Source organism: Pseudomonas sp. T1.Ur, from assembly GCF_023516725.1.
In the GTDB taxonomy this organism is placed as follows: Bacteria; Pseudomonadota; Gammaproteobacteria; order Pseudomonadales; family Pseudomonadaceae; genus Aquipseudomonas; species Aquipseudomonas alvandae.
Map to the genome: position 1 here is coordinate 4,356,761 of NZ_JAMGSN010000001.1, position 25,139 is coordinate 4,381,899.

Here is a 25,139-nt window from a genome sequence, read left to right on the forward strand (position 1 = left end):
ACAATGTCCGCCAATTTCTGAACCCTCCCCGAATCGACCCGCCCATGACTGCCCCTCGCGCTCCAAAACCTGCCCGCCAGAAGACCAAGCCCACCACCGAGGCCAAACCCGTGGCGCCGCGGGAGAAGGCCAGCCTGCACCCGCGCAACCGCCACCAGGGCCGCTATGATTTCCCGGCGCTGATCAAGAGCACACCCGAACTGGCCAAGTTTGTGATCACCAATCCGTACGGCAAGGAAAGCATCGACTTCGCCAGCCCCGACGCGGTGCGAGTGTTCAACCGGGCATTGCTCAAGGCGTTCTATGGCATCCAGCACTGGGACATCCCGGCGGATTACCTCTGCCCTCCGGTTCCAGGCCGCGCCGATTACGTGCACTTCCTCGCTGACCTGCTGGCGAGCATGAACGACGGCAAGGTGCCGCGTGGTGCGATCGTCAATGTGCTGGACATTGGCATGGGCGCCAATTGCGTTTATCCGCTGATAGGCAACAGCGAATACCGCTGGCACTTCCTCGGCTCCGAGATTGACCCGACAGCGGTCGCGGCCGCCAGGGCCATCGTTCAATCCAACGATTTGAGCAAGGTCATCCAGCTGCGCCTGCAGGAAAACCGCAAGCACATCCTCATCGGCCTGCTGGAACCGGGCGAGCGTTTCGACCTGACCATGTGCAACCCGCCGTTCCACGCCTCGATGGAAGAAGCGACCAAGGGCAGCGAGCGCAAGTGGCGCGCCTTGGGCAAGGCTGACCCGAAACGCAAGCTGCCGGTGCTGAACTTTGGCGGGCAATCGGCAGAGCTGTGGTGTGAAGGCGGTGAAGCGCGTTTTGTGACGCAGCTGATTGCCGAAAGTGCGAACTTCCAACACAAAGTCTTGTGGTTCAGCACGTTGGTATCGAAAGCCTCGAACCTGCCGGCCATCGAAACCGCGCTGAAGAAGGCTGGCGCGCTGGAGAGCCAGGTGGTGGAGATGTCGCAGGGGCAGAAGCAGAGTCGTTTTGTGGCGTGGACTTTCCAGACCAAGTCCGAGCAGCAGATATGGCGGCGTGAGCGCTGGGTCCGCAAGGATTAGAAAGACGCTGCTCTACTGTAGGAGCTGCCGAGCGAAGCAAGGCTGCGATCTTTTGATCTTTCTCTTGAGATTCAACTGCCAGGAGAAAGATCGCAGCCTCGCTTCGCTCGGCAGCTCCTACGGGTGGTTTTCAAGGCAATAAAAAACCGTGTCCGGATCACTCCGAAACACGGTTTTTTTATCGCTGCGTCTTACTTGTTCACAGCGTCGGTCAGGCCTTTGGCCACAACCAGCTTGATCACTTTCTTGGCCGGGATTTCGATGGCTGCGCCAGTCGAAGGGTTGCGACCGGTGCGGGCAGGACGCTCGGTGACTTTCAGCTTGCCAACGCCTGGCAAGGTCAGTTCGCCGCCGTTTTCCAGCTGATCGGCAACGACTTGGCCCAGTTGGTCCAGCAGAGCACGCACGGTAGCTTTTGGTGCGTCTACAGATTCAGCCAAATCAGCGATCAGTTGGTCTTTAGTAAGAGCCATGTAGTGTTCCTTCCCTATCAAATTCATATGGATTGCAGAGTGCAGTGTCAGCCATCGAGCCCGATCTATCTGATCAGCCGCCCTCGGTCATCACCACGACGGATCGGGGTAATAGATGCCGAAATCCGGGTTTGGTTCGACCTGACAAATGCTGAATGCACGCTTAACGCAGTGACATCGCGTAAGACCGGGCAAAACTAGCACAACGCCTGTGAAATATCCGCCTCTACCTACCCATTTGGTCAGCTTTATTGCGCTAAATCGGTAAAAAAACGCCCGCAGGGTGTCGGAAGGGTCTGAAAGGGCCTTCGACGCGTCGCAAAACCAGTGATTGCGGTACACTGGGCCCTTTTCGGGGAGCGCGCCCTCCTCTCTTTCATCAGCCGAGAAATCCATGCCGATCCGTCATTGCATCGTCCACCTGATCGACAAAAAACCCGACGGCACCCCTGCTGTACTCCATGCCCGCGACTCCGAACTGGCAGAGTCCACGGCCATCGAGAACATGCTCGCCGACCTCAATGAAAGCTATAACGCCAAACAAGGCAAGGCCTGGGGTTTCTTCCACGCCGAGTCCGGGGCACATCCGTTCAGCGGCTGGCTGAAGGAGTACTTGGATGGCGGCAAGGATTTCACCGCGTTCAGTCGCGTGGCGGTGGAACACCTGCAAAAATTGATGGAAGAATCCAACCTGTCAGTGGGCGGCCACGTACTGTTCGCCCATTACCAGCAAGGCATGACCGACTACCTGGCCATCGCCCTGTTGCACCACAGCGAAGGCGTTGCCGTCACCGACGAACTGGACGTCACCCCGTCCCGGCACCTGGACTTGGGCCAGTTGCACCTCGCGGCACGGATCAACGTGTCGGAATGGCAGAACAACAAACAATCCAAGCAATACATTTCGTTCATCAAAGGCAAGAATGGCAAGAAAGTCTCGGAGTACTTCCGCGACTTCATCGGTTGCCAGGAAGGCGTCGACGGCCCCGGCGAGACCCGTACCCTGCTCAAGGCCTTCAGCGACTTCGTCGAAAGCGAAGACCTGCCCGAAGACGATGCCCGGGAAAAGACCAAGACCCTGGTGGATTACGCCAGCAGCCAGGCCAAGCTCGGCGAACCCATGGGCCTGGAGGAACTGTCCGAACTGATCGACGAAGAGCGCCCGAAAGCGTTCTACGACCACATACGCAACAAGGATTACGGCCTGTCGCCGGAGATCCCGGCGGATAAACGCACCCTCAACCAGTTCCGCCGCTTCACCGGCCGCGCCGAAGGCTTGTCCATCAGCTTCGAAGCGCATCTGCTGGGCTCCAAGATCGAGTATGACGAAGAGGCGGGCACGCTGATCATCAAGGGGTTGCCGACGTCGCTGACCGATCAGCTCAAGCGCCGCAACTGATGCTGGGTGGCGTGCTGAAAAAATGCCTGCTGGTTCTTCTGGTGGTGGTGGCTTACCAGAATTGGGGCAAGATCGAGCGGGTGTTCAACCCGTCGCAGATGGTTTCAGAGCAGATTCGCAGCAACGCCCGCGTCGTGCTGTATGCCACCGATTGGTGCGGTTACTGCAAGGCCACCCGGCGTTTCCTGGATGAGAAAGGCGTACCGTTTCGCGAGTTCGATATCGAGAAAGACGCCGAGGCGCGCAAGGCCTACGAGGCGCTGGGCGGCCGAGGGATTCCGATCCTCGACGTGAACGGCAGGTTGATTCGCGGGTATGAGCCGGAAAATATCCTCAGGGCGTTGTCTGTGATTTAAGACGCCCCCCAACAGTGACGGCCCGTTCGCGAGCAGGCTCGCTCCCACACAGTGATTAGCGGCAAACGCAGCTCCCGTGAACAACATATCTCTTGTGGGAGCGAGCTTGCTCGCGATAGCGGACTAACATTTCAACATCGTAGTGACTGGTCTAGCGCTATCGCGAGCAAGCTCGCTCCCACAGAGTCATTGGTTGTTCATTGAGCCTCGATTCGGAAGCCAAACCGCGGGAAGTGCACATGCACAACGCCGCCGCGCTCATCTTCACGGCGCAGGATCAGCTCTTCGCGCCCGGCAAACAGCAATTCACCGACCACCGGATCGACACCATAATCCGTCGCGGCGATGGTGACCTGCTGCCCCATCGCAAAGCCATTCGGCTCATTGAACAATTCATCCGGCAGCGCTGCTGGTGCAGTGTTCCGGGCCACATCCAACGCCTCTTCAGAGCTCATCTCTTTCGGCGCGCCATGGCCAAAGCCCAGCACCCGCGCGAGCCAAGCCGACACAGCCGGATGCTCATCCACCAACGGCGAGGTAACCGGCGTGCCCTTGAGAAACCACAGCGGATGCGCCATGGCGAAGTCAGCAATCGACGGATCGCCCAACAGGAAATCCCCTTCTTCACGCTGCAGTTGCTCCTCAAGCCGCGCCATGATCGTTGGCCACTGGTGCTTGGCCTGTTCGGCAGACAGACGCGTGGTCGTGCCGCCACTGAACAGGCCGGCGCGGTCGCTGATGAACGCCTTGATGGCTTCAGGCGTCAGCCTGGCAAAACGCACCGCCACCGATTCAGGCTGGAACACCAGGCTCACCGCGTGCTGGAACACCACCGAATCAGCCCACGCTGCGAAAGACGCTGCGATCATTTCACGACCTTCCGGGAACAGCGCCGGCGAGGCTTTTTCCTGCTCCAGCCGACGGGCCATCAGCGACGTGTCGCAATAGATATCCGCGCCAACCTGCAACACCGGCGTCTTGCGATAGCCGCCCGTCAATGCCGTCAGGTCGGGCTTGGGCATCATCGGCGGGATGCTCACCGAACGCCAGGCCAGGCCCTTGAAGCCCAGCAGCAGGCGGGCCTTTTCCGCGAAAGGAGATGTCGGGTAGTGGTGAAGGATCAGCTCTGACATGAGATTCGCCAATGCAGGTAGGAAGTCCCGCACTTTAGCGCGCCAAGGACCAGCAGCCTACCCGCCTGATGAAGGACTATCAGTGCGGTTGATCGAGCACCGTTGCACTGGCCACCAGGCATTCCTTGGCACTCTTCCTGAGCTTCTTGATCAGCCGCTCCTGGCGAAGGGCCTCGCCCTTGTCGCGACAGGCCTCGGTATACACCAGGGCCACCGCCGGGCTGGACAGGAAGAAACGAGCGCCCTTGCCGCTCTGATGCTTGGCGAAGCGCCGCACCGGGTCATCGCTGATGCCGCAGTACAGCGAGCCGTTGGCGGCCCGCACCAGGTAGACGAACCAGGGCTTGCCCGGCTCGCTCGCCGTCGCCACAGACAGGTCGGAAGATTCGTTGGCGGTCGTCACGAAATGTTCAGCAAGCACGTAGGAAACAAGCCGCGATCTTATCAGTGACTGGCCTGGAACGCCCGCAGCCCCTTCAGCGCCTGGGCCCTGACGGCATTGCGCACCAGCGGCGTCCAACCCAGCAGCAGGCCCTTGGTGCCCAACGCCTGGCGGGACCAGCGCCACAGATCGAAGCTGTCATGGTGCTCGCAAATCTTGCCGTCACGGAAAACGAAGCGCGCCTGGATGTCATTGATCACAATGTTGCCAGTCTGGCTGAACAGGTACGTCGCCACCCAATGTGCACCGCCGCTGCGCTCGTCGCTGCGCACGTTGTCGAAGGTCAGGGAAAAGTCCTTGGCCCGGGTCGTCAGCATGCGCCACATATCACCAGCATCGCGCCCGCGCAGTTCGCCGAATGCCGGATCGCTGAACACCACGTCATCGGTGTAGCAAGCGCTCATGGCTTCGGCATCCAGGCGCTGGAACGCCTCATAGAAACGGGTGATCAAGGCGTTGTGGGCTTCACTCATGGGTAGGCTCCGAACTTCATTTCAGTAGGCGGGCACGATAATCCGATACCGCGGCGAACACTAATGGCATTTATGCCGCAAATACCCGGGATATGGCCTTAGGGCACCATGCCGCAACTGCGGGCGTAGGCATACAGGTCCACATCGGTGGAAATGCACAGTCGGCGCATGGCCGTGCTTTTCTGTTTGCTGATGGTCGAAATGCTGCGATTGACCCGCGCTGCAATCTCGCTGACGGTCATGCCGCTGGCGAGCATGCGCACCACTTCGCGCTCCTTGTCGGATAACTGCGGTGACCGGCACTGATCCCCCGCCCCCGCTTCCAGCAACTGAGCCCGCAGGCATTCGCTGACAAAGCGCTGGCCGGCGATAACGGCATTGAGCGCCTGGGGCAAATCCTTGGCCGAGGCTCTCTTGGCGACGATGGCCTGGACACCATGGGTGAACGAGGCACGCAACGTGGCGACGCTTGCGAACATCGTCACAAGCACCACGGGCAATGCCGGGTACTGGCGATGCAGCAGGCTCAACAAACCGTAGCCGTCTATCTGCTGGTCGCCAGGCATGGCGAAATCGGTCACCAGGACATCGCATGCAGTGGTGTCCAATAGCTCAAGCAGTTGATCCGGACCGTCGGCTTCGCCCACGACCTTGTATTTGCCTGACGCCTCGATCACCACTTTTTGGCCGATGCGGATAAGGGGGTGATCATCGGCAAGAATGACGCGAAGCATGGAGACCTCCCTCATAACGTGCCCATGTAGGCCAGGCAAGCCGTCAAGTCTTCTTGAAAAGCTTCCAACCGGGAAATATTGCTCACCAGGCCAGAGGCGCGAATGTCATCGATCAGGCCCTTGCCGCTCGCTTCCAGATCGGTCACGCCCAAAAAGGCGAAGCTGCCCACCAGGCGATGCAGGTGATCAATCGTCAGTCCGACGTCCAGGGTCATTCGCGCACGGGTCAGGGCCGCGCTGTCTTTACGCGCTTCAGCGAACAGGCTGTCCAGCATGCGGTTCACCATCTGCGCGCTGCCGAACGCGTCCATGAGCGTGGCGCGGGTCGGCCAGGTCGCCAGCCGTCGTTCCGGCGGTGGCAGGGCCTGTCGGGCCGGCAACCAACGCTCCAGTTCGTCACGCAAGCGTCCAAGCGGCAACGGCTTGGACAAACAGGTGTCCATGCCGGCCTCGCGACAGCGTTGCCAGGTGCCGGGCTCAAGGTGGCCGGTCAACGCGATAATCGGAACCCGTGCCAGCCCCAGCGCACGCTCGCGCCGGCGAATGGCCCGGGTCAAGGCGTAGCCGTCCATTCGGGGCATCCGGCAATCGCTGATTATCAGGTCGAAGCGACCACATGCCAGGGCCATCAACGCCGCCTGGCCGTCCTCGACCAATTGGCAGGCGAGCCCCAGCTTCTGCAATTGCAGATCCATCATGGTTCTATAGGTGGAGTGATCTTCCACCACCAACACGCTGCATAGCCGCCAATGACCCGGCGGCGGGGAGAAGCGTGTCAGTTCCTGCGAAACGACAACGCTCGGCAACACGCTGAGTGCCCCTCATTGTTTTTTCACATTCCAGCGCAATGAGCTCCCCCCCACTATGCGGCACTGACGTAACAGTCGAACGGTGGAACCTGCCGACTGCGATCGCGCCATGAAAATACCTTGGCGAGCGATCTGGGTGCTATACAAAAACTACGAAAAAGCAACTTTTCTACACGATGGCGCCCCCAAGCAGACGATCATCTCGGCGGATGGAGGGGATACCTGGACCGAAACCGGGCGCTGGTATCCAGGCCGCTACACGTGCGCCGCATCCCCGGATACGCCCTTGCAGCCAGCGCCTCTCAAGGAGCTGACGGCAAAACTGGCGATGACGACGTGGATCGAGCCCACCAACAACCTGGACCTGAGTGATGACATCACCATCGATGGCTCGGCCACCCTTGAAGTGAAGTACCTGTAGCGCCATCACGCACTCCAAGCCTCGAGTGCACTTTCGTAAAAGTTGTATTTGCCGGGCAGTCATTGGCCACTAGATTCACCAAGCGCGCCAGCAGCCTGCCATTTGCAAGCCCGACGGCCAAATCCCACACCCGAACACCGTCCAGGCCGCCAGCTTCGCTGGGGCAGGTCGTTGCCAGGCATACCGGAACCGCGAGACATGAAAAAACCATTGGCTGCACTCGGCGCCACCCTGCTGATCAGCACCTCTTCCTTGGCGCTTGCCGCCGGCACTGCGGAACTGGCAGTCGTCGGTTCGATCACCCCAAGCGCCTGTGGCGTGCTGATCTCGAGTGGCGGCATGGTGGACTTCGGAAGAATGTCGTCCAAGACGCTGAACGACGACCAACCCACGCCCTTGCCCCGGCAAACGCTGCACCTGAGCGTGAGGTGTGAAGGCGCTACCTTCTTCACACTGAGCACCATCGACAACCGGGCCGGGTCGTCGGCGCACCATGACAACTGGCATGGACTGGGGATGACGCCCAGCTCCGAAAAGATCGGTGGCGCCTACTTCGGGCTGCACGCCAGCGTCGCCGACGGCGCTTCGGTACGCACCCTGGTGTCGTGGGACAACGGGGGAACATGGCAACTGGGCAACGGGCTCGGCCCAACCACCTTGACCGCTATCGAGACAGATCCCGGCACGATGCAGCCCGGCGCGGTCGCCGAGTTCGACGCCGAAATCGGCCTGTACACCCATATCGCCCCCGCCGCCAGCCTGACTCTTACCGATGAAGTGCCTGTGGATGGGCATGCCACCGTACAACTCAAATACCTCTAACAAACTGATCCAAGGATCCGATCCCACCATGAAATTCTCGCTCACAGCCCTTGCCACCGGTCTCGCGCTATTCGGCTCCGCCAGCGCTTTCGCCGCCTCCACCGTCGACTTGACGGTCACCGGCCTGATCGTCCCGAGCGCTTGCACGCCCAGCCTGTCCAATGGAGGCGTGGTTGACCACGGCAAGATATCCGCCCAGGACCTGAATCAGGACAACGACACACTGCTTCCCGATCACAAGATGACTTTGACCGTGGTGTGTGATGGCACCATTCTGGTGGCCCTCAACGCGATCGATAACCGCGCCGGCTCCTCCAACAATCATGTCGACGCAGGATTTGGCCTCGGGCTGATCAACGGAACACAGAAGCTAGGGCATTTCTATCTGGTTGCCCGCCGGACGATCGCCGATGGTGTAGAGGCCAGACCAATCATTTCCATGGATGGTGGCAACAGCTGGATAAAATATGGCGATTGGAACCCAACCCATTACTTGTCCGTCGCGGCTATGGATGATCCCAGCCAGCCGCTGCCGGTGAAGGAGTTCACCAGCGAACTGGACGTCTGGACCTACATCGCGCCCGCCAATGGCCTAGACCTGAGCGACGAAGTCTCAATCGACGGCTCGGCCACCCTTGAGGTGAAGTACCTGTAAAGGTCCGTCCCCCTGCCTGTCATCGGTGACAGGCAGGGGCGTCCGACTGTGAGCCAAGAGGTGTCCATTGACGGCTCGGCCACGCTGCAAATGAAGTCCCTGTAATGAGATCACTCTATGCCCCGAAACCACCGACGGGCACCGGTACTCGTCGCGCCCCCAATTGTCTCCACCGGCAACCGACCGATGAATCCCTTCCTGTGTCCGGCGATCCGATTACCGGCATCGGTCTTGCCTACGCCCTGGAAAACCCTGTAATGACGACGCTGTTGAAATCTGTACTCTGTCTCGCCGCGCTGATGTTCAGCCACCCGGCGCGGGCCGATGGCATGGTCCCGGACACCTCGGTCGTGATCGTTCACGAAGCCGAAGGCGAGGCCGCCGTTTCGGTGACCAATACCGACAACAACCTCGCGTTGTTGCACGTCACCCTGGAAGACATCCCCGAAGACACCGAACAATTGCTGGTGGTCACCCCTCCGCTTTCACGGGTGGAGGCCTCCAAATCACAGCTGGTGCGCTTCATCCTGCAAAGCCCGGAACCGCTGCGGACCCAGCGGCTCAAGCGAGTGATCTTCGAAGGCATGCCCCAAGGCCGCCCCGTCACCGAAGCCGGACACGCCCGGGTCGGCGTGACGTTGCGCCAGAACCTGCCGGTGATCATCCATCCCAAGGGCCTGGCCCCCAATCGCACCCCTTGGACCGGCCTGACCTGGACCTTGAAAGCAGACCAGTTGCAAGTGCGCAACGACACCCCTTATGTGGTCCGGCTGGCCCAGGAATTGAACCTGTTGCCAAGTGGCGGCAAGGCGATGCTGCCGCGCACCTATGTGCTGCCGGGCGAACAGCTGAGCGTGCCGGCCACAGGCGGCGCGGCCACTCAAGTTCGACTGCAGCCGGCCACGGTCTATGGCTTCGCCGTGGACGCCTATGAGGCCCCGGTCAACCACTGAAAACCACAGGCGCCCTGCGCGCCTGCATAAGGAAGTGACGGCTCAATGACCGTCACCAGGACGCCAGCATGTCCATCATCGAGTGCCTTTCGTGAAAACAGTACTGAGTGACCGTGACGGCAAAGCCGTGCCCGCCACAACCTTGCGCGTCATTCTGCCGAAGCTGGTATGGGCCCTCACTCTGTGGCCCGCCCAGGCCTGGGCCGAGGATCGCCCCGGTTTTGACGCCAAGACCCTGCACCAGCGGGGCATCGACCCGCAGTTGGCGAGCCTGCTGTTGGAAGCCCCGCGGTTCGCCCCCGGGCAGCACCCCGTCAGCCTGCGTGTCAATGGCCAACGCCGTGGCCGCCTGCATGTGAGTTTCGACCCGCAAGGCACGCTGTGTTTTGACCGGGCGCTGCTCGACGCCGCCCATCTTGTCGTTCCCGACGACAATACCCGTTGCCACGATTTCCTCAGCCGATACCCGCAAACCCTGGTGGAGCCCGATCCCGCCACGCTCACGGTATCCCTGGTGGTGCCCACCGAAGCCATGCGTGCGTTGCAGCAGGATATTTCCGGATATGAAACCGGCGGTTTCGCCGGCCTGCTCAACTACGACCTGACCGGTTTCTACAACCGCTACGGCGATGACGCCAGCCGTTTTGGCTCGGCCAATACCGAGGTGGGATTCAACGCCGGCGACTGGATCGTGCGCAGCCGACAAGCGCAGAGCTGGCAGGACGGCCAGTCCCGCAGTACGCATCTGGAGGCCTATGCCCAACGCACGTTCGCCAGCCACCAGGCCGTGCTGCAGGCCGGGCAGATCAACCTCTATAACCCGGTGTTGTCCGGTGCGCAGGTCACTGGGGTCCAGGTACTCACCGAACAAGCCCTCCAGGACCAGAACCAGGGCGCGACCATCGATGGCATCGCCAACAGTCCCGCGCAAGTGGAGGTTCGGCAGAACGGTGCGTTGATCTACTCCACGGTGGTGCCCGCCGGGCCCTTCTCCCTGACCGATGTGCGCCGCTTGAACACTCGCTCGGACGTCGAAGTCACGGTCAAGGAAAGCACCGGCGAAGAACGACGCTTCACCGTACCGGCCGCCATGCTCGGCCTTGGGTTGCCGGCGCCGGGTTATTCGGTTGCCGCCGGGCGCGTGCGCACTATTTCCAACGCCCAGGATGACGCCCCGTGGGTCGCCAGCCTGGGCTGGACCGGTGCCGTGCACCCGCAGTTGTCCTTGAGCGGCGGCGCCCTGGTCTCCAGCCAATACCGCTCCGCCGGCTGGAGCCTGGGCTGGCTGCCGTGGCTGGACGGCCAGCTCCAGTGGTCCAGCCAACTGTCCGATGCCCAGGGCTGGGACAAGGCCCGCGGCGTGCAAAACAACCTGTCCTGGTCACAGCGCCTGGGGGATCAATGGTCGTTCAGTGCCGCCAATGCCTGGCGCACCCCGGGTTATCGGGAGCTGGAAGAAGCGACCTACGAATCCGAGGCAGCTCAACAAGGCAGTGCGCGTTATCGCGACCAGCAAAGCGCCATGCTGGGCTGGTCTCATCCCAAGCTCGGAGCATTCAGCCTGGGGATGTCGCGCTCCAGTAATTTTGCCGGCGACACCAGCAGCCGGGCCCTGGCGGCCTGGGGAACGAGCATCGGCAACGTGTCGCTGTCGGCCAACGCCGAGTGGCAGATGGGCGGCAGCCAGTACCAGGATAACGCCGTGTACCTGAACGTCAGCGTGCCCCTGGGAGGCAATCGCCGGGTTCGTGGCTGGGTACGCAATTCTGGAGGAGAAGCCCGCAAGGGCGTAGGGCTGAGCGAACAGCTCAACGATCAGTTCGGTTACCGGGTCAGCGCCGAACACGACTCACGCGACCAGCAAGTCGAAACCACCCTGGGCGTTTCCGCGCTGCCTCGCTACAGCCAGTTCGATTTCAGCTACAGCCGCTCCGACGCCGAACGGTCGAGCTACCAGGGCAGCGCGCGCGGCGGCGTGGTGATGCACGGCGGTGGCGTTACGTTATCGCCGTATCAGGTGCGTGACACCTTCGCCCTCGTCTCGGTCGGCGACATGCACGGCATCAAGCTCAGTACACCCAGCGGCCCGGTCTGGACCGACTGGCAGGGCCAGGCCGTGGTGTCACAGGTCAGCGCCTATGGCCGCAGCCCGGTGGAAGTCCAGACCCGCTCACTGCCACGCAACGCCGACATCGACAACGGCCTGGCGATGATATCGGCCGGACGCGGCGCGGTGGACCGCGTCGATTTCGGCGTAACACTGACCCGCCGGGTATTGCTGAGTGTCAGCACCGACAACGGGCAACCGCTGCCGCGAGGCGCCATGGTCAGCACCGAAGATGGACAGTTCGTCACGCTGGTCCAGGGCGGCGGCCAGGTCTTTCTGCCCAATGTGCTGGAACAGCCCACCCTGTGGATAAGCGCCCCGGGAATGGAGCGCTGCGAACTGGGCTTCGATCTGCCGGACAAAGGCGATCCGACCCTGTACTACGAAACCGCCCCCGCCCGCTGCCACACACCTTGAGGATGACTGCCATGCCCCTTGCAACCCTGTTGCGGCGCCTGAGTGTCGCAATCGTGATATCCGGCCTTGCCGGTCACGCCTACGCCCAGGACGCGTGCCAACTGAGCCTCAGCGAAACACTGCTGGATTTCGGCCAGATGAACCGTGGCGCCCAGAACGATAGCGCTCCCCAGCGCCTGCTCGGCGAACGTCGCCTGCGCATCAGCTTCAATTGCCCGCAACCGGCGGACCTGAGCCTGTTCTATCGCGCCCTGGCCGCCGATACGCAACGGCTGCAATTTACCGGGCAAGGCAGCTATGAAATGGAGGTCAGCGATGGCGTGGTCGACGGTAAATCGGTGGACTTGGGGCTGTTGCCGGCCAACGGCCAGGCGCCCGTGACCAGCGGCGCTGTGCTGGACTGGCGTCCGGGCCATGGGATCGCGCCGGTGCAAGGCGGTTCGGTGCTGATAGGCAAAAGCCTGTCCATGCAATTGACGATCACCGCCTGGGCCGATGCCGCCGCCACTCACGTCAAGGACGCCACCACCTGGGAGACATCCGGAACGCTTCATGGCCCCCGAAGCGATCGCACCCGGGACCTGGTGTTACGCGCCCATTTCGCCCCGGTCGCCTGCACGCCACAGCTGTCCAACGCGGGCCTGGTGGACTACGGCACGCTGTTGGCCAAGGACTTGAATGTCACCACCGAAACCCCACTGCCCAGCCGGACGCTGCAGCTCTCGGTCAGTTGCGACGCGGCGACCCGTTTCGCCCTGAAAATGCATGACAACCGCCATGGCTCGGCAACGGGTGGCACCGATGAAACGGCCTACGGCCTGGACGTCGACAACAGCCAGAACAAAATCGGTCGCTATTACATGAGCATCGATCCAACGGAGTTCACAGCCGATGCCTTCACCGCTCTCTACCGCACCGACTCCACCAGTGGCGGCGCAGCCTGGAGCAGCGCCAATTCCCGGCAAATCGCCATGGCGACCCGCAGCGTGATGGGATTTACCGACACGGCTGGCAGCACCCTCGGCCCCGTGGCGATCCAGAACCTGGCGGGCACGGTGCACGTCAGGGTCTATCTGGCGCCCACCCAATCCCTGGACCTGCGCAACGTGGTGCACCTCAACGGTTCCGGCACGCTGGAAATCATCTACTTATAAAGTGCGTCTGCCGTTCATGAAAAAGCTCATCGTCGTTTGTGCCTTATTGATCCTGTCCATCTCCCAGCACACCGTAGCCGCCTCCAACGTGGACTTGCGCGTCAGCGGCCTGATCGTCCCTACCGCCTGCACACCGCTGATGCCCGGCGGCGGACTGATTGACTACGGCACGATTTCCCGACAAGACCTCAACGTTGATCGACGTACGCGCCTACCGGTCAAGCACCTGCAGGTCAACGTCACGTGTCATGGCCCGAGCCGCTTCGCCCTGCGCATGAGCGACAATCGCGATGGCTCGGCCTTGGTGAACAGTGAGATTTATTATGGATTGGGGTTCGATCGCCAGGGCACGCCCCTGGGCGTCTATTCCATGGTCTTCGACCCCAAGAGAACCCAGGTCGACAACGCCGCGCCGATTTATGGCACCGAGTCCACCACCGCAGGCCTGGCCTGGCGTACCGCCAACCTGAACCCCATTTATATCGGTGCCCGAAGTTACCTGGGTTTTACCGACAGCGAAGGCAGCACCACCGGGCCTACGCCCATCCAGACGCTGAGTACCACCGTTGACATCGAAGCGGTGATAAACGCCACGCAAAACCTGGATTTGAACACCGACACCCGGCTCGACGGCTCGGCAACGCTGGAGGTGGTCTATCTGTAGCCCCGCTCACCGACTGGCGGCACCTGCGGGGCGACCGGACTAAAGCTTTTCGCTGGTCACTTGGACGTATCGCGCCCGTCCAGCCCCCAGCCCCGCGATGATCGCCCCCAGGCCAATCAGGCCAAAGATCCAGCCCAGGGCATTCCAGCCGCCGGTCAAGTCATGGACCACGCCGACCGCGAACGGCCCCAGCGACGCCAGCGTATAACCAAAGCCCTGGGCCATGCCGGAGAGGTTGGCGGCCACATGGGCGTCCCGCGAACGCAACACGATCAGGGTGAGCGCCAGGCTGAACGTCGCGCCCTGCCCCAGCCCCAACAGGATCGCCCAGCCCCACAAACCGTCAATGGGCGCGTAGAGGCAACCGAACAAGCCGCCCAGGGTCATGAGCATGACGACCACGATGGCCAGGCGCTGGTCCTTGCCACGCGTAGCCAGCCAGGGCGCACTCAGGGAACTGATCAGTTGCACGATGACCGAGCCGGACAGCACGAGCCCAGCCTCGGTCGGACTCAGCCCTCGACCGATGAGAATCGAGGGCAGCCAGCCGAACACGATGTAGGCCAGGGACGATTGAAGCCCCATGTACAAGGTCACTTGCCAGGCCAACGGATCACGCAGCAAGCCACGGACCCGATACGCCACTTGGTGGGCGCCGTGTTTCTGCCCCACTTGCGGCAGCCAGAACACCGCAGCAAGCAGCGCCGGGACCACCCAGAATCCCAGGCCCAAGGCCCAGTTTTCGCCGAGCTGCTCGCTCAGCGGCACCGTGGCCCCGGCCGCCATCGCGGCGCCCAGGCACAGCGCCATGGTGTAGACACCGGTCATGGTGCCAGCCTGTTTGGCAAAATCGCGCTTGACGATACCCGGCAACAGCACGCCGATGATCCCGATACTCGCGCCCGCCAGGATGCTGCCGGCGAACAAGCCGAACTGGCCGAGCGAACTGCGCAGGACGATTCCACCGGCCAGCGTCAGCAAGATCCCCAGCACCACGCGCTCGGCACCGAAACGCCGCGCCAGCAGCGGCGCCAACGGCGCGAACAGGCCCAGGCAAAGCACCGGCAGCGTCGTCAACAAACCCGCCTGCGCAGCCGACAGCCCCAGGCTCTTTGAAACCTCGCTGAGCAGCGGCGCCATGCTCGACAGCGCCGGACGCAAATTCAACGCCACCAGGATCAGCCCGAGCAACAACAGCCAGGGCCGACGCACCAACGGGTGGTCCTGCTGGGTTTGCTCATCGTCCGCTTCGGCGTCGATCAACAATTCTTCGAGTTCGGCGGCGCGCTTGTGCGCGGCGGCGGTGGGGTGCGCTATCGGATCGCGGGACATGGAAAGCTCTGTTTCAGGGTTCATTGATCAACTGCCGGCACAGGGCCTTGGCCCGCTCCGGATCCTGTCGCTCGACGGCGTCGAGAATCTCGATGTGCAGATCGAACACGTGTTGATGGCGGGGAATGATGTTGAGGCTGTGGCGCAATTGCGCGCCGATCACGCTGGAAAAATAGCGATACAGCTCGCTGAGGGCCGGATTGTGGGCGGCATCTACCAACAGACGATGGAAGATCAGGTCGCAGGCGATGTAATGCTCCAGGTCGCCGTGGTAGTGCTCGCCGCTGGTTTTCAACGCTTGGCGCAAGGCAAGCAAGTCGTCCTCGGTACGCCGCAGCGCCGCCAGGCCAATGGCCTCCACCTCCAGGATGTGCCGGGTTTCCCGAGCCTGTTCCAGCGAACAGCGGGACAACGCCTTGAGCGTGTCCAATGGATCGACCACCGCCCGGACGTAGCTGCCGTCGCCCTGGCGAATCTCGATCAACCCGGAGAACGCCAGCACGCGCATGGCTTCGCGCACGGTGTTGCGGCTGATGCCCAGCTCGGCCACCAGCTCCGGCTCGGTGGGCAAGCGCTGGCCTACCGGCCAGACGCCGTCGCTGATGCGTTGGCGCAATTGCTCCAAGGCCTGGTCGACCAAGGAGCGCTTTATCAATGGAGAAAAATATCGGACATGGGATTCGCCTTTTCATCCAATCATAGGATGAATTTTCTGACATGTTAGTCAGCTTCGTGTAGGACGGCAACCGCCTAGGGTCAATGGGAGGCCAAAGAAACGACATTTTCGACTAGTCAAAATTACCCTTTAAGGGTAATTTTACGAACAAGGCGCACCGTTCCATGGAAAAGAACACACCCCATTACGCCTTGGTAGCGATACAGGCGGATGTCAGGCGGCTTAAAGGAAAAGCTTTCACCAGCACTGCGAAGAACACTGCTCGAACGCTCGGTTTAAACGTCTCGGAGATGCAGCACGTCGTCCATGGGCTTGAGCGAAAACAGTTCTACAAATCGATGACCACCTATGACGATCATCGAGTCTGGCATGACGTCTACCACGCCAATTCACACGGTCTGCAGATTTACCTGAAGGTGACGTACCGCCCCTGCGGAGGCCCACCGGTAATTTCCTTCAAGGAGAAAAACTCATGAAACACCAGCAATGCTTCAGCTGTGGTGCCCCGGAGGGCATGTTGCATTTCGAAGGTCGCGGCGAAACCATCAGCGTCAAGGGGCTGGAACGCCGGGTCGATGACTTGTCTGGCTGGGAATGCCAGATGTGCGGCGAAGTCGAGCTCGATTCAAGCTGCTCGGATCGCTACGACCAGGCAGGTGATGAACTGGTCAATGCGGCCAGGCGAATGATCGGTGAAGAGATCAAACGTGTCCGGCGCAAACTGCATCTATCGCAAAAGGAAGCGGTACTGCTGCTATCGGGCGGCGGACACAACGCTTTTTCCCGCTATGAGCGTGGCGAGGTCCTGGCGCCAAAAGCACTGACATTGCTGATGCGCCTGCTTGATCGCTACCCGCATTTGCTTGCAGATGCACAGGCCCTGGCTGAGGGCACGGACTTGAGAGGATTCAAGACGACAGTGCACAAGGAGCACGAAACCCTCACGGTTTCCTGAGCCGCCGGCACTGCAAAAAAATAAACCCGGACAAGTCCGGGTTTATTTCACTGCCTAACGCCGATCAATGCAGGATCTGGCTCAGGAACAGCTTGGTGCGGTCGTTCTGCGGGTTGTCGAAGAAGTCGTTAGGCGCGGCCTGTTCGACGATTTCACCCTTGTCCATGAAGATCACACGGTTGGCCACGGTACGGGCGAAGCCCATTTCGTGAGTCACGCAGAGCATGGTCATGCCGTCTTCGGCCAGGCCAATCATGGTGTCGAGAACTTCCTTCACCATTTCCGGGTCGAGGGCCGAGGTCGGCTCGTCGAACAGCATGATCTTCGGCTTCATGCACAGGGCACGGGCGATCGCCACGCGCTGTTGCTGACCGCCGGAGAGCTGGCCCGGGTACTTGTGCGCCTGCTCTGGAATGCGAACGCGCTCCAGGTAATGCATGGCGATTTCCTCGGCCTTGCGCTTGGGCATCTTGCGCACCCACATCGGCGCCAGGGTGCAGTTCTGCAGGATGGTCAGGTGCGGGAACAGGTTGAAGTGCTGGAACACCATGCCGACTTCACGACGGATCGCTTCGATCTGCTTGAGGTCGTTGGTCAGCTCGACACCGTCGACCACGATGCGGCCCTGCTGGTGTTCTTCCAGGCGGTTGAGGCAGCGGATGGTCGTGGACTTGCCGGAACCCGACGGGCCGCACAGCACGATACGCTCGCCCTGCTTGACGTTCAGGTTGATGTCTTTCAACACGTGGAACTGGCCGTACCACTTGTTCACGCCCTGCATCTGAATAATGCCTTCAGGGCTCACAGGCTGTTTGATCGCTTCACTCATGAGTCAACTCCTAACGCTTGTGGCCAGTGTCCAGCTTGCGTTCCAAATGCATGGAATAGCGGGACATACCAAAACAGAAAATCCAGAACACCAGGGCGGCGAATACATAGCCTTCGGTGGCCATGCCCAGCCATTTCGGGTCGGCGGCAGCTTGTTTCACGCTGTTGAGCAAGTCGAACAGGCCGATGATGATCACCAGGCTCGTGTCCTTGAACAACGCGATGAAGGTGTTGACGATACCCGGGATCACCAGCTTCAGGGCTTGCGGCAGGATCACCAGGCCCATGCTGCGCCAGTAACCGAGGCCCATCGCCGCGGCCGCTTCGTATTGCCCCTTGGGAATCGCTTGCAGGCCGCCGCGCACCACCTCGGCCACATAGGCCGACTGGAACAGGATCACGCCGATCAACGCCCGTAGCAGCTTGTCGAAGTTCATGCCTTCAGGCAGGAACAACGGCAGCATCACCGACGACATGAACAGCACCGTGATCAACGGCACGCCGCGCCAGAACTCGATGAACGTCACGCAGACCACGCGAATCGCCGGCAGGTTCGAGCGACGGCCCAGCGCCAGGAGGATGCCCAGTGGCAAGGCGCCGGCGATGCCGACGGTGGCGATCACCAGGGTCAGCATCAGGCCGCCCCATTGGCTGGTCGCCACGGAGGCCAGGCCCAGCACGCCGCCGTGCAACAGGCACCAGGCGATGATCGGATACAGCACCAGGAAACTCAGGCCGTAGATCGCCTTGCGCGGGAAGCGCGAGATGAACAGCGGCGCCACGCCGATCACGGCCAACCACACGGTGAGGTCCACGCGCCAGCGCAGCTCCGTCGGGTAGTAGCCGTACATGAACTGGCCGAAGCGCTGCTGGATGAACACCCAGCAGGCGCCCTCCTTGGTGCAATCGGCGCGCGTGGTCCCTACCCAGTTGGCATCCAGGATCGCCCAATCCAGGATCGGCGGGATGATCAGGTAGATCAGGTAGAACGCGAACAGGGTCAACAGCGTGTTGATCCAGCTGGAGAACATGTTCGCGCGCATCCATGCCATCGGCCCGAACACTTTGCTCGGTGGCGGCATATCAGGTTTGAAAGTATGGGATGTCATGCGCTTTTCCTCACCGCTCGATCAGCGCAATGCGCTTGTTGTACCAGTTCATCAGCAAGGAAATGCTGATACTGATCGCCAGGTACACACTCATGGTGATCGCGATCACCTCGATGGCCTGGCCGGTCTGGTTCAACACCGTGCCAGCAAACAGCGAAACCATTTCCGGGTAACCGATACCGGCGGCCAGGGAAGAGTTCTTCGCCAGGTTCAGGTATTGGCTGGTCAACGGCGGGATGATCACGCGAAGGGCTTGCGGGATGATCACCTTGCGCAACGTCGGACCGTTGCGCAGCCCCAAGGAGTGAGCCGCCTCGGTCTGGCCATGGCTGACCGACTTGATACCCGAACGCACGATCTCGGCGATGAACGCCGCGGTGTACACGGTCAAGGCCAGGGTCAACGCCAGCAGCTCAGGGATCAACACCCAGCCGCCAACGAAGTTGAAGCCTTTCAGCTCCGGCATCTCCCAGTGCACAGGCGCCCCGAAAACCAGGGTGCAAAGCGCAGGGATCACCAGGAACAGCGCCAGGCCGACCCAGAACTTGTGGAACGGCTCGCCCGTTGCTTCGAAACGCTTGTTGGCCCAGCGCGTCATCAGCACGATCGCGACAATCGCCAGCACGATGCTGATCACGAACGGCCAGAACCCGTCGGCCACCAGCGCCGCCGGCATGTTCAAGCCTCGGCTGCTGACGAAGAAGGTGTCGCCGAAGTTGCGGGCAGCCCGTGGTCCCGGCATCGTCAGGAAGACCGCGAAATACCAGAACAGGATTTGCAACAGCGGTGGGATGTTACGAAAGACCTCCACATAGACGGTCGCCAGCTTGGAGATTATCCAGTTCTTCGACAAGCGTGCGACGCCGATGATGAACCCCAGGATGGTCGCCAGGATCACGCCAATGAAGGTCACCAACAGAGTATTGAGCAGACCGATGACAAAGACGCGGGCATAACTGTCCGCTTCAGTGTAGTCGATCAGGTGTTGGGCGATGCCGAAACCGGCACTGCGCTCCAGAAAGCCGAAACCGGAAGTGATGCCCCGGTGTGCAAGGTTGGTCTGCGTGTTATCGAACAGAAACCAGCCCAGCGCGATGACCGCCACGATGGTGACGATCTGAAATACCCACGCACGCACTCGTGGATCGCTGAGGCTGAGCCTCTGCTTAGGTGCGCCGATTGAATTTTGCATGAAGTGCCCCGCAAAGAATGGAACAGAACATCACCCGGTGGTTGGCCCACCGGGTGATAGAACCATCAGCGCACTGGTGGTGCGTATTGAATGCCGCCTGCGTTCCACAGAGCGTTCAGGCCGCGATCGATTTCCAGCGGAGTCTTCTTGCCCAGGTTGCGCTCGAACATTTCGCCGTAGTTACCCACTTGCTTGACGATCTTCACGACCCAGTCTTTCGGCAGCTTCAAATCTTTGCCGTATTCACCATCAGCGCCCAGCATACGAGCGACGTCTGGGTTCTTGGTGGACTTGGCTTCGGCTTCGACGTTTGCCGAAGTCACGCCTGCCTCTTCAGCGTTGAGCATGGCGTAGCCAGTCCAACGAACGATGGCCAGCCACTCGTCGTCGCCGTTACGCACGACCGGACCCAGTGGTTCCTTGGAAATGGTTTCCGGCAGCACCACGTAGTCCTTCGGCGAAGCCAGCTTGCTGCGCTGGGCGAACAGTTGGGACTTGTCGGAGGTCAGCACGTCGCAACGACCGGATTCCAGCGACTTGGCGCTTTCATCGGAGGTGTCGAAAGTGATCGGGGTGTACTTCAGGCCATTGGCGCGGAAGTAGTCGGAAACGTTCAGCTCGGTGGTGGTACCGGCCTGGATGCAGATGGTTGCACCGTCCAGTTCCTTGGCGCTCTTGACGCCCAGTTTACTGTTGGCCAGGAAGCCGATGCCGTCGTAATAGGTGATGAAGCCTGGGAATTTCAGGCCCATGCCCGCATCGCGGGAGCTGGTCATGGTGGAGTTGCGCGACAGCAAGTCGATTTCGCCGGATTGCAGCGCGGTGAAGCGCTCCTTGGCGTTCAACTGGCTGAACTTGACCTTGGTTGCATCGCCGAACACTGCTGCGGCAACGGCACGGCAGAAGTCAGCGTCGATACCGACGATCTTGCCGGTGGAATCAGGCACCGAGAAACCCGGCAGGCCGTCACTTACACCACATTGCACAAAACCTTTCTTCTGCACGGCATCCAGGGTTGCACCCGCCTGAGCGAACCCGCTGACACCGAGGACTGCTGCTGCAGTCACGACTGCCAGGGTGGATTTCAGTAACTTCATTCAAACCTCCAGTTTTGCTCTTGTTGTGTCGGAGCTCGAACCCTGTCGCACCCTTTTGGGGCATTGCCGACCCTTGTTGGCTTTTTTTAGGGTCAACCGACGTCTGGGCCTTCGCTATGAGTCTATTAATGAGAGCGCCAATAAACAGTGGGGCTGCTCACTTCTCACCAATCGGCCGAACGGGCTGTAGCCCTTCACGTTCGCGAAGCCCGTAGCGGCTATTGGCGAACATCCATCACCGGATTTCTGATATCCCATGCGTCGCGTCGAGCTGATAGTGTTACCGCGCAGCGTAAGAATCATCACTCAGCTACACCCATAGCAAAGCCCGTACCACACCGCTGCGCTTGCCCCTTACTGAAGAGGTCAAGACAAAAAGTTGTAGTATTGCGACATCTAATTAACTGAGACACCAGGCCCGCACCGTAATCACGCACTGATTGAGCGCGCCCGCACATTTTTGGAGCACACCATGTCCGACCCCTTGATTCTCGAGCCCTCCGGCACCGCCGACGCATGCGTTATCTGGCTCCACGGCCTGGGCGCCGATCGTTTTGATTTCCTGCCGGTTGCCGAAATGTTGCAGCAAAGCCTGCTCACGACGCGTTTCGTTCTGCCCCAGGCACCGACCCAGCCTGTAACGATCAACGGCGGCTATGCCATGCCCAGCTGGTATGACATTCGCGCCCTGAGCCCGGCCCGGGCCATTGACGAAGACCAATTGGAAGCCTCGGCGCAACGGGTCATTGACCTGATCGATACCCAGCGAACCAGCGGGATAGACGCCTCGCGAATTTTCCTGGCAGGGTTTTCCCAGGGCGGCGCGGTGGTTTATCACACCGCTTTCGTGAAATGGCAGGGACCGCTGGGGGGCGTGATCGCCCTGTCCACCTACGCGCCAACATTCAGCGAAGCGCTGCAGTTGTCTGCCAGTCAACAACGCATCGCGGTCCTGGCGCTGCATGGGCAATATGATGAAGTGGTGCTCAACCCCATGGGCAGGACTGCCCAAGAGTATTTGAAGCTGCATGGTGTCACCGTGACATGGCAGGAATACCCAATGGGCCACGAAGTGTTACCCGAGGAGATTCGCGACATCGGCACCTGGCTGGCCGAACGGCTGCGCTAAGAGGCAAATCGCCACGCCAGCGCTTTGATGATCACACTACGCCGCGCCCGTTTCTTGCATTACACTGGCCGGCGTACATTCCTTAACCAATCGATGAGATGACCGTGCTCAAAGCACTCAAGAAGATGTTCGGTAAAAGCGAGGCCGAGCAGCTCGCGCCCGTTTCCAGCGCGCCAGTCCAAGCCCCGAGCCGCACCGATGCGCAACAACCGCGCCGGACCGCTCCGCCGGTTGCGCAGGCCATGACAACGCCGACGACCTCACCCGCTGCCCAGCCTGTCGCCGTACCGGCCCAGGAAAAGCCACGTAGCGAAGCGCCAAGGCCACGCCGCGAACGCGCACCAAAACCGCCCGTCGTTGCCTGGAAGCTTGAAGATTTCGTCGTAGAACCCCAGGAAGGCAAGACCCGCTTCCATGATTTCAAGCTCGCCCCTGAACTGATGCACGCCATCCAGGACCTGGGTTTCCCCTATTGCACGCCGATCCAGGCGCAGGTGCTCGGTTACACCCTCGCCGGCAAAGACGCCATCGGCCGCGCCCAGACCGGTACAGGCAAGACCGCCGCGTTCCTGATCTCCATCATCACCCAGTTGCTCCAGACCCCGCCGCCCAAGGAACGCTACATGGGCGAACCGCGGGCACTGATCATCGCGCCGACTCGCGAACTGGTGGTGCAGATCGCCAAGGACGCCGCCGACCTGACCAAGTACACCGGCCTGAACGTGATGACGTTCGTGGGCGGCATGGATTTCGACAAGCAACTCAAGCACCTCGAAGCCCGCCACTGCGACATCCTCGTCGCCACGCCGGGCCGCCTGCTGGACTTCAACCAGCGCGGCGACGTGCACCTGGACATGGTCGAGGTGATGGTGCTGGACGAAGCCGACCGCATGCTCGACATGGGCTTCATCCCGCAGGTGCGCCAGATCATTCGCCAGACCCCACCGAAAAGCGAACGCCAGACCTTGCTGTTTTCCGCCACCTTCACCGACGACGTGATGAACCTGGCCAAGCAGTGGACCACCGATCCGGCCATCGTCGAGATCGAAGCCGAGAACGTTGCCAGCGAAAATGTGGAGCAGCATATCTACGCAGTCGCCGGTGCCGACAAGTACAAGCTGCTCTACAACCTGGTCAACGACAACGGTTGGGAGCGGGTGATGGTGTTCGCCAACCGCAAGGACGAAGTACGCCGTATCGAAGAGCGTCTGGTGCGCGATGGCGTCAACGCCGCCCAGCTCTCCGGCGACGTACCGCAGCACAAGCGCATCAAGACCCTCGAAGGTTTCCGCGAAGGCAAGATCCGCGTGCTGGTCGCCACCGACGTGGCCGGTCGCGGCATCCACATCGACGGCATCAGTCATGTGATCAACTTCACCTTGCCCGAAGTGCCGGACGATTACGTGCATCGTATTGGCCGCACCGGTCGTGCCGGAGCCGCGGGTGTTTCGATCAGCTTCGCCGGCGAGGACGATTCCTACCAGCTGCCGTCGATCGAAGCGCTGCTGGGTCGCAAGATCAGTTGCGAGATGCCACCGACTCATCTGTTGCGGCCGGTTGAGCGCAAGCGGCCTTAGACGCAGAGCGTCCATCGAGGCATTTCCCACGCAGAGCGTGGGAATGATCAGCGCAGCCAAAACAGGCTGCGCTTTTTTTGCCTTGGGATATTGCTCGAATAAACTAAAAGTCCATAATGGACAAATTAGTTTATTCCAGGTATCCGGAGCACACGATGACCAGCACGCCTCATGTCATGACCCAAGCCCAGGCCCGAACGCTGCTCGAAGACGTCGATGTGCTGCAAATCCTTCGCAAGCTGTTCCGTGATCTCGCCGCCGGGCAAGCCGTGCAGCCGCCCCAGCAACAGGCGGAGTTCCCCCAAGGCGCCGGGGATTTCATCAATTACCTGGGCGTGCTGGCTGAAGACCAGGTCTACGGTGTCAAGACATCACCCTATATCGTCCGCGAACAGGGTCCGTTGGTCACCGCCTGGACGTTGCTGATGTCGATGCGCACCGGCCAGCCGCTGCTGTTGTGCGATGCCGCCGAGCTGACGACGGTTCGCACCGCCGCCACGACCGCCGTCGCCGTTGACGCCCTCGCCCCACTTAAGGCCAGGCGCCTGGCAGTGATCGGCAGCGGCGCGGTGGCGCGGGCCCATGTGCAATACGTCAAGGGACTGCGGGATTGGCAAGCCATCAGTCTCTATTCGCCAGGCCTGAAGGCCAAGCCGGCACACGCATCGGCCTCGCTCACCGACCTGGACCCGCGCCTGCAAATCACCGACACCCTTGAAGCGGCACTGCACGACGCCGATGTGGTGATGCTCTGCACCTCATCCGCCAAGGCAGTGCTCGACCCGCAGACACTCGGCAAACCGGCGTTGATCACCTCCATCAGCACCAACGCCCCGCGCGCCCATGAAGTACCGCCCCAGAGCCTCAACGACATGGACGTGTTCTGCGACTATCGTCAGACCACCCCGGGCTCGGCCGGCGAGATGTTGATCGCCGCTGAACAGCATGGCTGGGAGCCTTCAAGCATTGTGGGTGACTTGCCCGATCTGCTGAGCGAACGGGTGGCGCGTCCGAACTATGAGCGCCATGTGTTCTTCCGTTCCATTGGGTTGGGGCTGGAGGATGTTGCGCTGGCGAATGCACTGTATCGACTTCATCACTGAGACGCCCTTTTCCCACAGGTTCTCGGAAACTCCCGGCACCGTGCTCGACAGGAGAGCTT

Annotated in this window: 27 protein-coding genes; 15 read left to right on the plus strand and 12 right to left on the minus strand. The window is 61.1% G+C overall.

The window, feature by feature from the left end; genetic code table 11:
- Window positions 1-44 precede the first annotated feature (44 nt).
- The gene (gene rlmF / locus M8Q45_RS19355; RefSeq protein ID WP_249876014.1) at window positions 45-1,070 is read left to right on the plus strand and encodes a 23S rRNA (adenine(1618)-N(6))-methyltransferase RlmF; all 1,026 of its coding nucleotides are present in this window, start codon (window positions 45-47) and stop codon (window positions 1,068-1,070) included.
- Window positions 1,071-1,261: 191 nt separating this feature from the next.
- On the opposite strand, the gene M8Q45_RS19360 is transcribed toward rlmF, so the two are convergent.
- Window positions 1,262-1,543, minus strand: coding sequence for an HU family DNA-binding protein (locus M8Q45_RS19360; protein ID WP_030139622.1), 282 nt, complete (start codon window positions 1,541-1,543; stop codon window positions 1,262-1,264).
- A gap of 394 nt (window positions 1,544-1,937) precedes the next feature.
- Here M8Q45_RS19360 and yejK point away from each other — a divergent pair, with 394 nt between their 5' ends.
- Together yejK and M8Q45_RS19370 are read left to right on the plus strand one after the other, a co-directional pair.
- Window positions 1,938-2,942, plus strand: a complete 1,005-nt coding sequence (yejK, locus tag M8Q45_RS19365; protein ID WP_030139623.1) for a nucleoid-associated protein YejK — start codon at window positions 1,938-1,940, stop codon at window positions 2,940-2,942.
- Entirely contained in the window at window positions 2,942-3,298 is a 357-nt protein-coding gene (locus tag M8Q45_RS19370; RefSeq protein WP_249876015.1) for a glutaredoxin family protein, read from the plus strand. The genes yejK and M8Q45_RS19370 overlap by 1 nt, the downstream gene beginning before the upstream one ends.
- Before the next feature lie 197 nt (window positions 3,299-3,495).
- Here M8Q45_RS19370 and M8Q45_RS19375 read toward each other — a convergent pair whose 3' ends face one another.
- The 5 genes from M8Q45_RS19375 to M8Q45_RS19395 all read right to left on the minus strand — a co-directional run bounded on the left by M8Q45_RS19375 (window position 3,496) and on the right by M8Q45_RS19395 (window position 6,889).
- On the minus strand, window positions 3,496-4,431 hold the full coding sequence (locus tag M8Q45_RS19375) for a glutathione S-transferase family protein (protein ID WP_249876016.1): 936 nt from the start codon (window positions 4,429-4,431) through the stop codon (window positions 3,496-3,498).
- Window positions 4,432-4,510: 79 nt separating this feature from the next.
- Complete coding sequence (locus M8Q45_RS19380; protein ID WP_249876017.1) at window positions 4,511-4,834, minus strand: GIY-YIG nuclease family protein; 324 nt, start codon at window positions 4,832-4,834, stop codon at window positions 4,511-4,513.
- 41 nt (window positions 4,835-4,875) lie between these two features.
- Window positions 4,876-5,346, minus strand: a complete 471-nt coding sequence (locus tag M8Q45_RS19385; protein WP_249876018.1) for a nuclear transport factor 2 family protein — start codon at window positions 5,344-5,346, stop codon at window positions 4,876-4,878.
- 98 nt (window positions 5,347-5,444) lie between these two features.
- On the minus strand, window positions 5,445-6,080 hold the full coding sequence (locus M8Q45_RS19390; RefSeq protein WP_249876019.1) for a response regulator: 636 nt from the start codon (window positions 6,078-6,080) through the stop codon (window positions 5,445-5,447).
- Between the two features lie 11 nt (window positions 6,081-6,091).
- A complete protein-coding gene (locus M8Q45_RS19395) occupies window positions 6,092-6,889 on the minus strand; it encodes a response regulator (protein WP_249876020.1) in 798 nt (265 codons plus the stop codon).
- A gap of 286 nt (window positions 6,890-7,175) precedes the next feature.
- Here M8Q45_RS19395 and M8Q45_RS28430 point away from each other — a divergent pair, with 286 nt between their 5' ends.
- From M8Q45_RS28430 to M8Q45_RS19425, 7 genes are all read left to right on the plus strand, one after another.
- Entirely contained in the window at window positions 7,176-7,310 is a 135-nt protein-coding gene (locus M8Q45_RS28430) for a hypothetical protein (RefSeq protein WP_283939058.1), read from the plus strand.
- 198 nt (window positions 7,311-7,508) lie between these two features.
- On the plus strand, window positions 7,509-8,132 hold the full coding sequence (locus tag M8Q45_RS19400) for a DUF1120 domain-containing protein (protein WP_249876021.1): 624 nt from the start codon (window positions 7,509-7,511) through the stop codon (window positions 8,130-8,132).
- A gap of 28 nt (window positions 8,133-8,160) precedes the next feature.
- Window positions 8,161-8,787, plus strand: coding sequence for a DUF1120 domain-containing protein (locus tag M8Q45_RS19405; RefSeq protein WP_249876022.1), 627 nt, complete (start codon window positions 8,161-8,163; stop codon window positions 8,785-8,787).
- A gap of 257 nt (window positions 8,788-9,044) precedes the next feature.
- Window positions 9,045-9,740 (plus strand): fimbria/pilus chaperone family protein, encoded by a 696-nt coding sequence (locus tag M8Q45_RS19410; protein WP_283939218.1) that lies wholly within the window; start codon window positions 9,045-9,047, stop codon window positions 9,738-9,740.
- A 91-nt stretch (window positions 9,741-9,831) separates the two neighbouring features.
- Window positions 9,832-12,264, plus strand: coding sequence for a fimbria/pilus outer membrane usher protein (locus tag M8Q45_RS19415; RefSeq protein WP_249876023.1), 2,433 nt, complete (start codon window positions 9,832-9,834; stop codon window positions 12,262-12,264).
- An 11-nt stretch (window positions 12,265-12,275) separates the two neighbouring features.
- Window positions 12,276-13,418 carry a DUF1120 domain-containing protein gene (locus tag M8Q45_RS19420; protein ID WP_249876024.1) on the plus strand — a complete coding sequence of 381 codons (1,143 nt, stop codon included), beginning with the start codon at window positions 12,276-12,278 and terminating at the stop codon, window positions 13,416-13,418.
- Window positions 13,419-13,434: 16 nt separating this feature from the next.
- Window positions 13,435-14,082 (plus strand): DUF1120 domain-containing protein, encoded by a 648-nt coding sequence (locus M8Q45_RS19425; protein WP_249876025.1) that lies wholly within the window; start codon window positions 13,435-13,437, stop codon window positions 14,080-14,082.
- Between the two features lie 39 nt (window positions 14,083-14,121).
- Here the strand turns inward: M8Q45_RS19425 and M8Q45_RS19430 are convergent, their stop codons facing one another.
- Complete coding sequence (locus M8Q45_RS19430; RefSeq protein WP_249876026.1) at window positions 14,122-15,438, minus strand: CynX/NimT family MFS transporter; 1,317 nt, start codon at window positions 15,436-15,438, stop codon at window positions 14,122-14,124.
- A complete protein-coding gene (locus M8Q45_RS19435) occupies window positions 15,428-16,054 on the minus strand; it encodes a FadR/GntR family transcriptional regulator (RefSeq protein WP_249876027.1) in 627 nt (208 codons plus the stop codon). Before M8Q45_RS19435 ends, M8Q45_RS19430 begins: the two co-directional genes overlap by 11 nt.
- 200 nt (window positions 16,055-16,254) lie before the next feature.
- On the opposite strand from M8Q45_RS19435, the gene M8Q45_RS19440 reads away from it, so the two are divergent.
- Window positions 16,255-16,566: a type II toxin-antitoxin system MqsR family toxin gene (locus M8Q45_RS19440; protein WP_249876028.1), complete on the plus strand. Its 312-nt coding sequence runs from the start codon at window positions 16,255-16,257 to the stop codon at window positions 16,564-16,566.
- Complete coding sequence (locus tag M8Q45_RS19445; RefSeq protein ID WP_249876029.1) at window positions 16,563-17,045, plus strand: type II toxin-antitoxin system MqsA family antitoxin; 483 nt, start codon at window positions 16,563-16,565, stop codon at window positions 17,043-17,045. Before M8Q45_RS19440 ends, M8Q45_RS19445 begins: the two co-directional genes overlap by 4 nt.
- A 64-nt stretch (window positions 17,046-17,109) precedes the next feature.
- Here the strand turns inward: M8Q45_RS19445 and M8Q45_RS19450 are convergent, their stop codons facing one another.
- The 4 genes from M8Q45_RS19450 to M8Q45_RS19465 all read right to left on the minus strand — a co-directional run bounded on the left by M8Q45_RS19450 (window position 17,110) and on the right by M8Q45_RS19465 (window position 21,271).
- Window positions 17,110-17,874: an amino acid ABC transporter ATP-binding protein gene (locus M8Q45_RS19450; protein WP_003178331.1), complete on the minus strand. Its 765-nt coding sequence runs from the start codon at window positions 17,872-17,874 to the stop codon at window positions 17,110-17,112.
- Between the two features lie 10 nt (window positions 17,875-17,884).
- Window positions 17,885-18,982: an amino acid ABC transporter permease gene (locus M8Q45_RS19455; protein ID WP_249876030.1), complete on the minus strand. Its 1,098-nt coding sequence runs from the start codon at window positions 18,980-18,982 to the stop codon at window positions 17,885-17,887.
- 10 nt (window positions 18,983-18,992) lie between these two features.
- A complete protein-coding gene (locus M8Q45_RS19460; protein WP_249876031.1) occupies window positions 18,993-20,174 on the minus strand; it encodes an amino acid ABC transporter permease in 1,182 nt (393 codons plus the stop codon).
- Window positions 20,175-20,239: 65 nt separating this feature from the next.
- On the minus strand, window positions 20,240-21,271 hold the full coding sequence (locus M8Q45_RS19465; protein ID WP_030139634.1) for an amino acid ABC transporter substrate-binding protein: 1,032 nt from the start codon (window positions 21,269-21,271) through the stop codon (window positions 20,240-20,242).
- Between the two features lie 472 nt (window positions 21,272-21,743).
- Here M8Q45_RS19465 and M8Q45_RS19470 point away from each other — a divergent pair, with 472 nt between their 5' ends.
- The 3 genes from M8Q45_RS19470 to M8Q45_RS19480 all read left to right on the plus strand — a co-directional run bounded on the left by M8Q45_RS19470 (window position 21,744) and on the right by M8Q45_RS19480 (window position 25,080).
- Window positions 21,744-22,400 carry an alpha/beta hydrolase gene (locus M8Q45_RS19470; RefSeq protein ID WP_249876032.1) on the plus strand — a complete coding sequence of 219 codons (657 nt, stop codon included), beginning with the start codon at window positions 21,744-21,746 and terminating at the stop codon, window positions 22,398-22,400.
- Window positions 22,401-22,498: 98 nt separating this feature from the next.
- Window positions 22,499-23,977, plus strand: a complete 1,479-nt coding sequence (gene rhlB / locus M8Q45_RS19475) for an ATP-dependent RNA helicase RhlB (RefSeq protein ID WP_249876033.1) — start codon at window positions 22,499-22,501, stop codon at window positions 23,975-23,977.
- Between the two features lie 155 nt (window positions 23,978-24,132).
- A complete protein-coding gene (locus tag M8Q45_RS19480) occupies window positions 24,133-25,080 on the plus strand; it encodes an ornithine cyclodeaminase family protein (protein ID WP_249876034.1) in 948 nt (315 codons plus the stop codon).
- Window positions 25,081-25,139 lie beyond the last annotated feature (59 nt).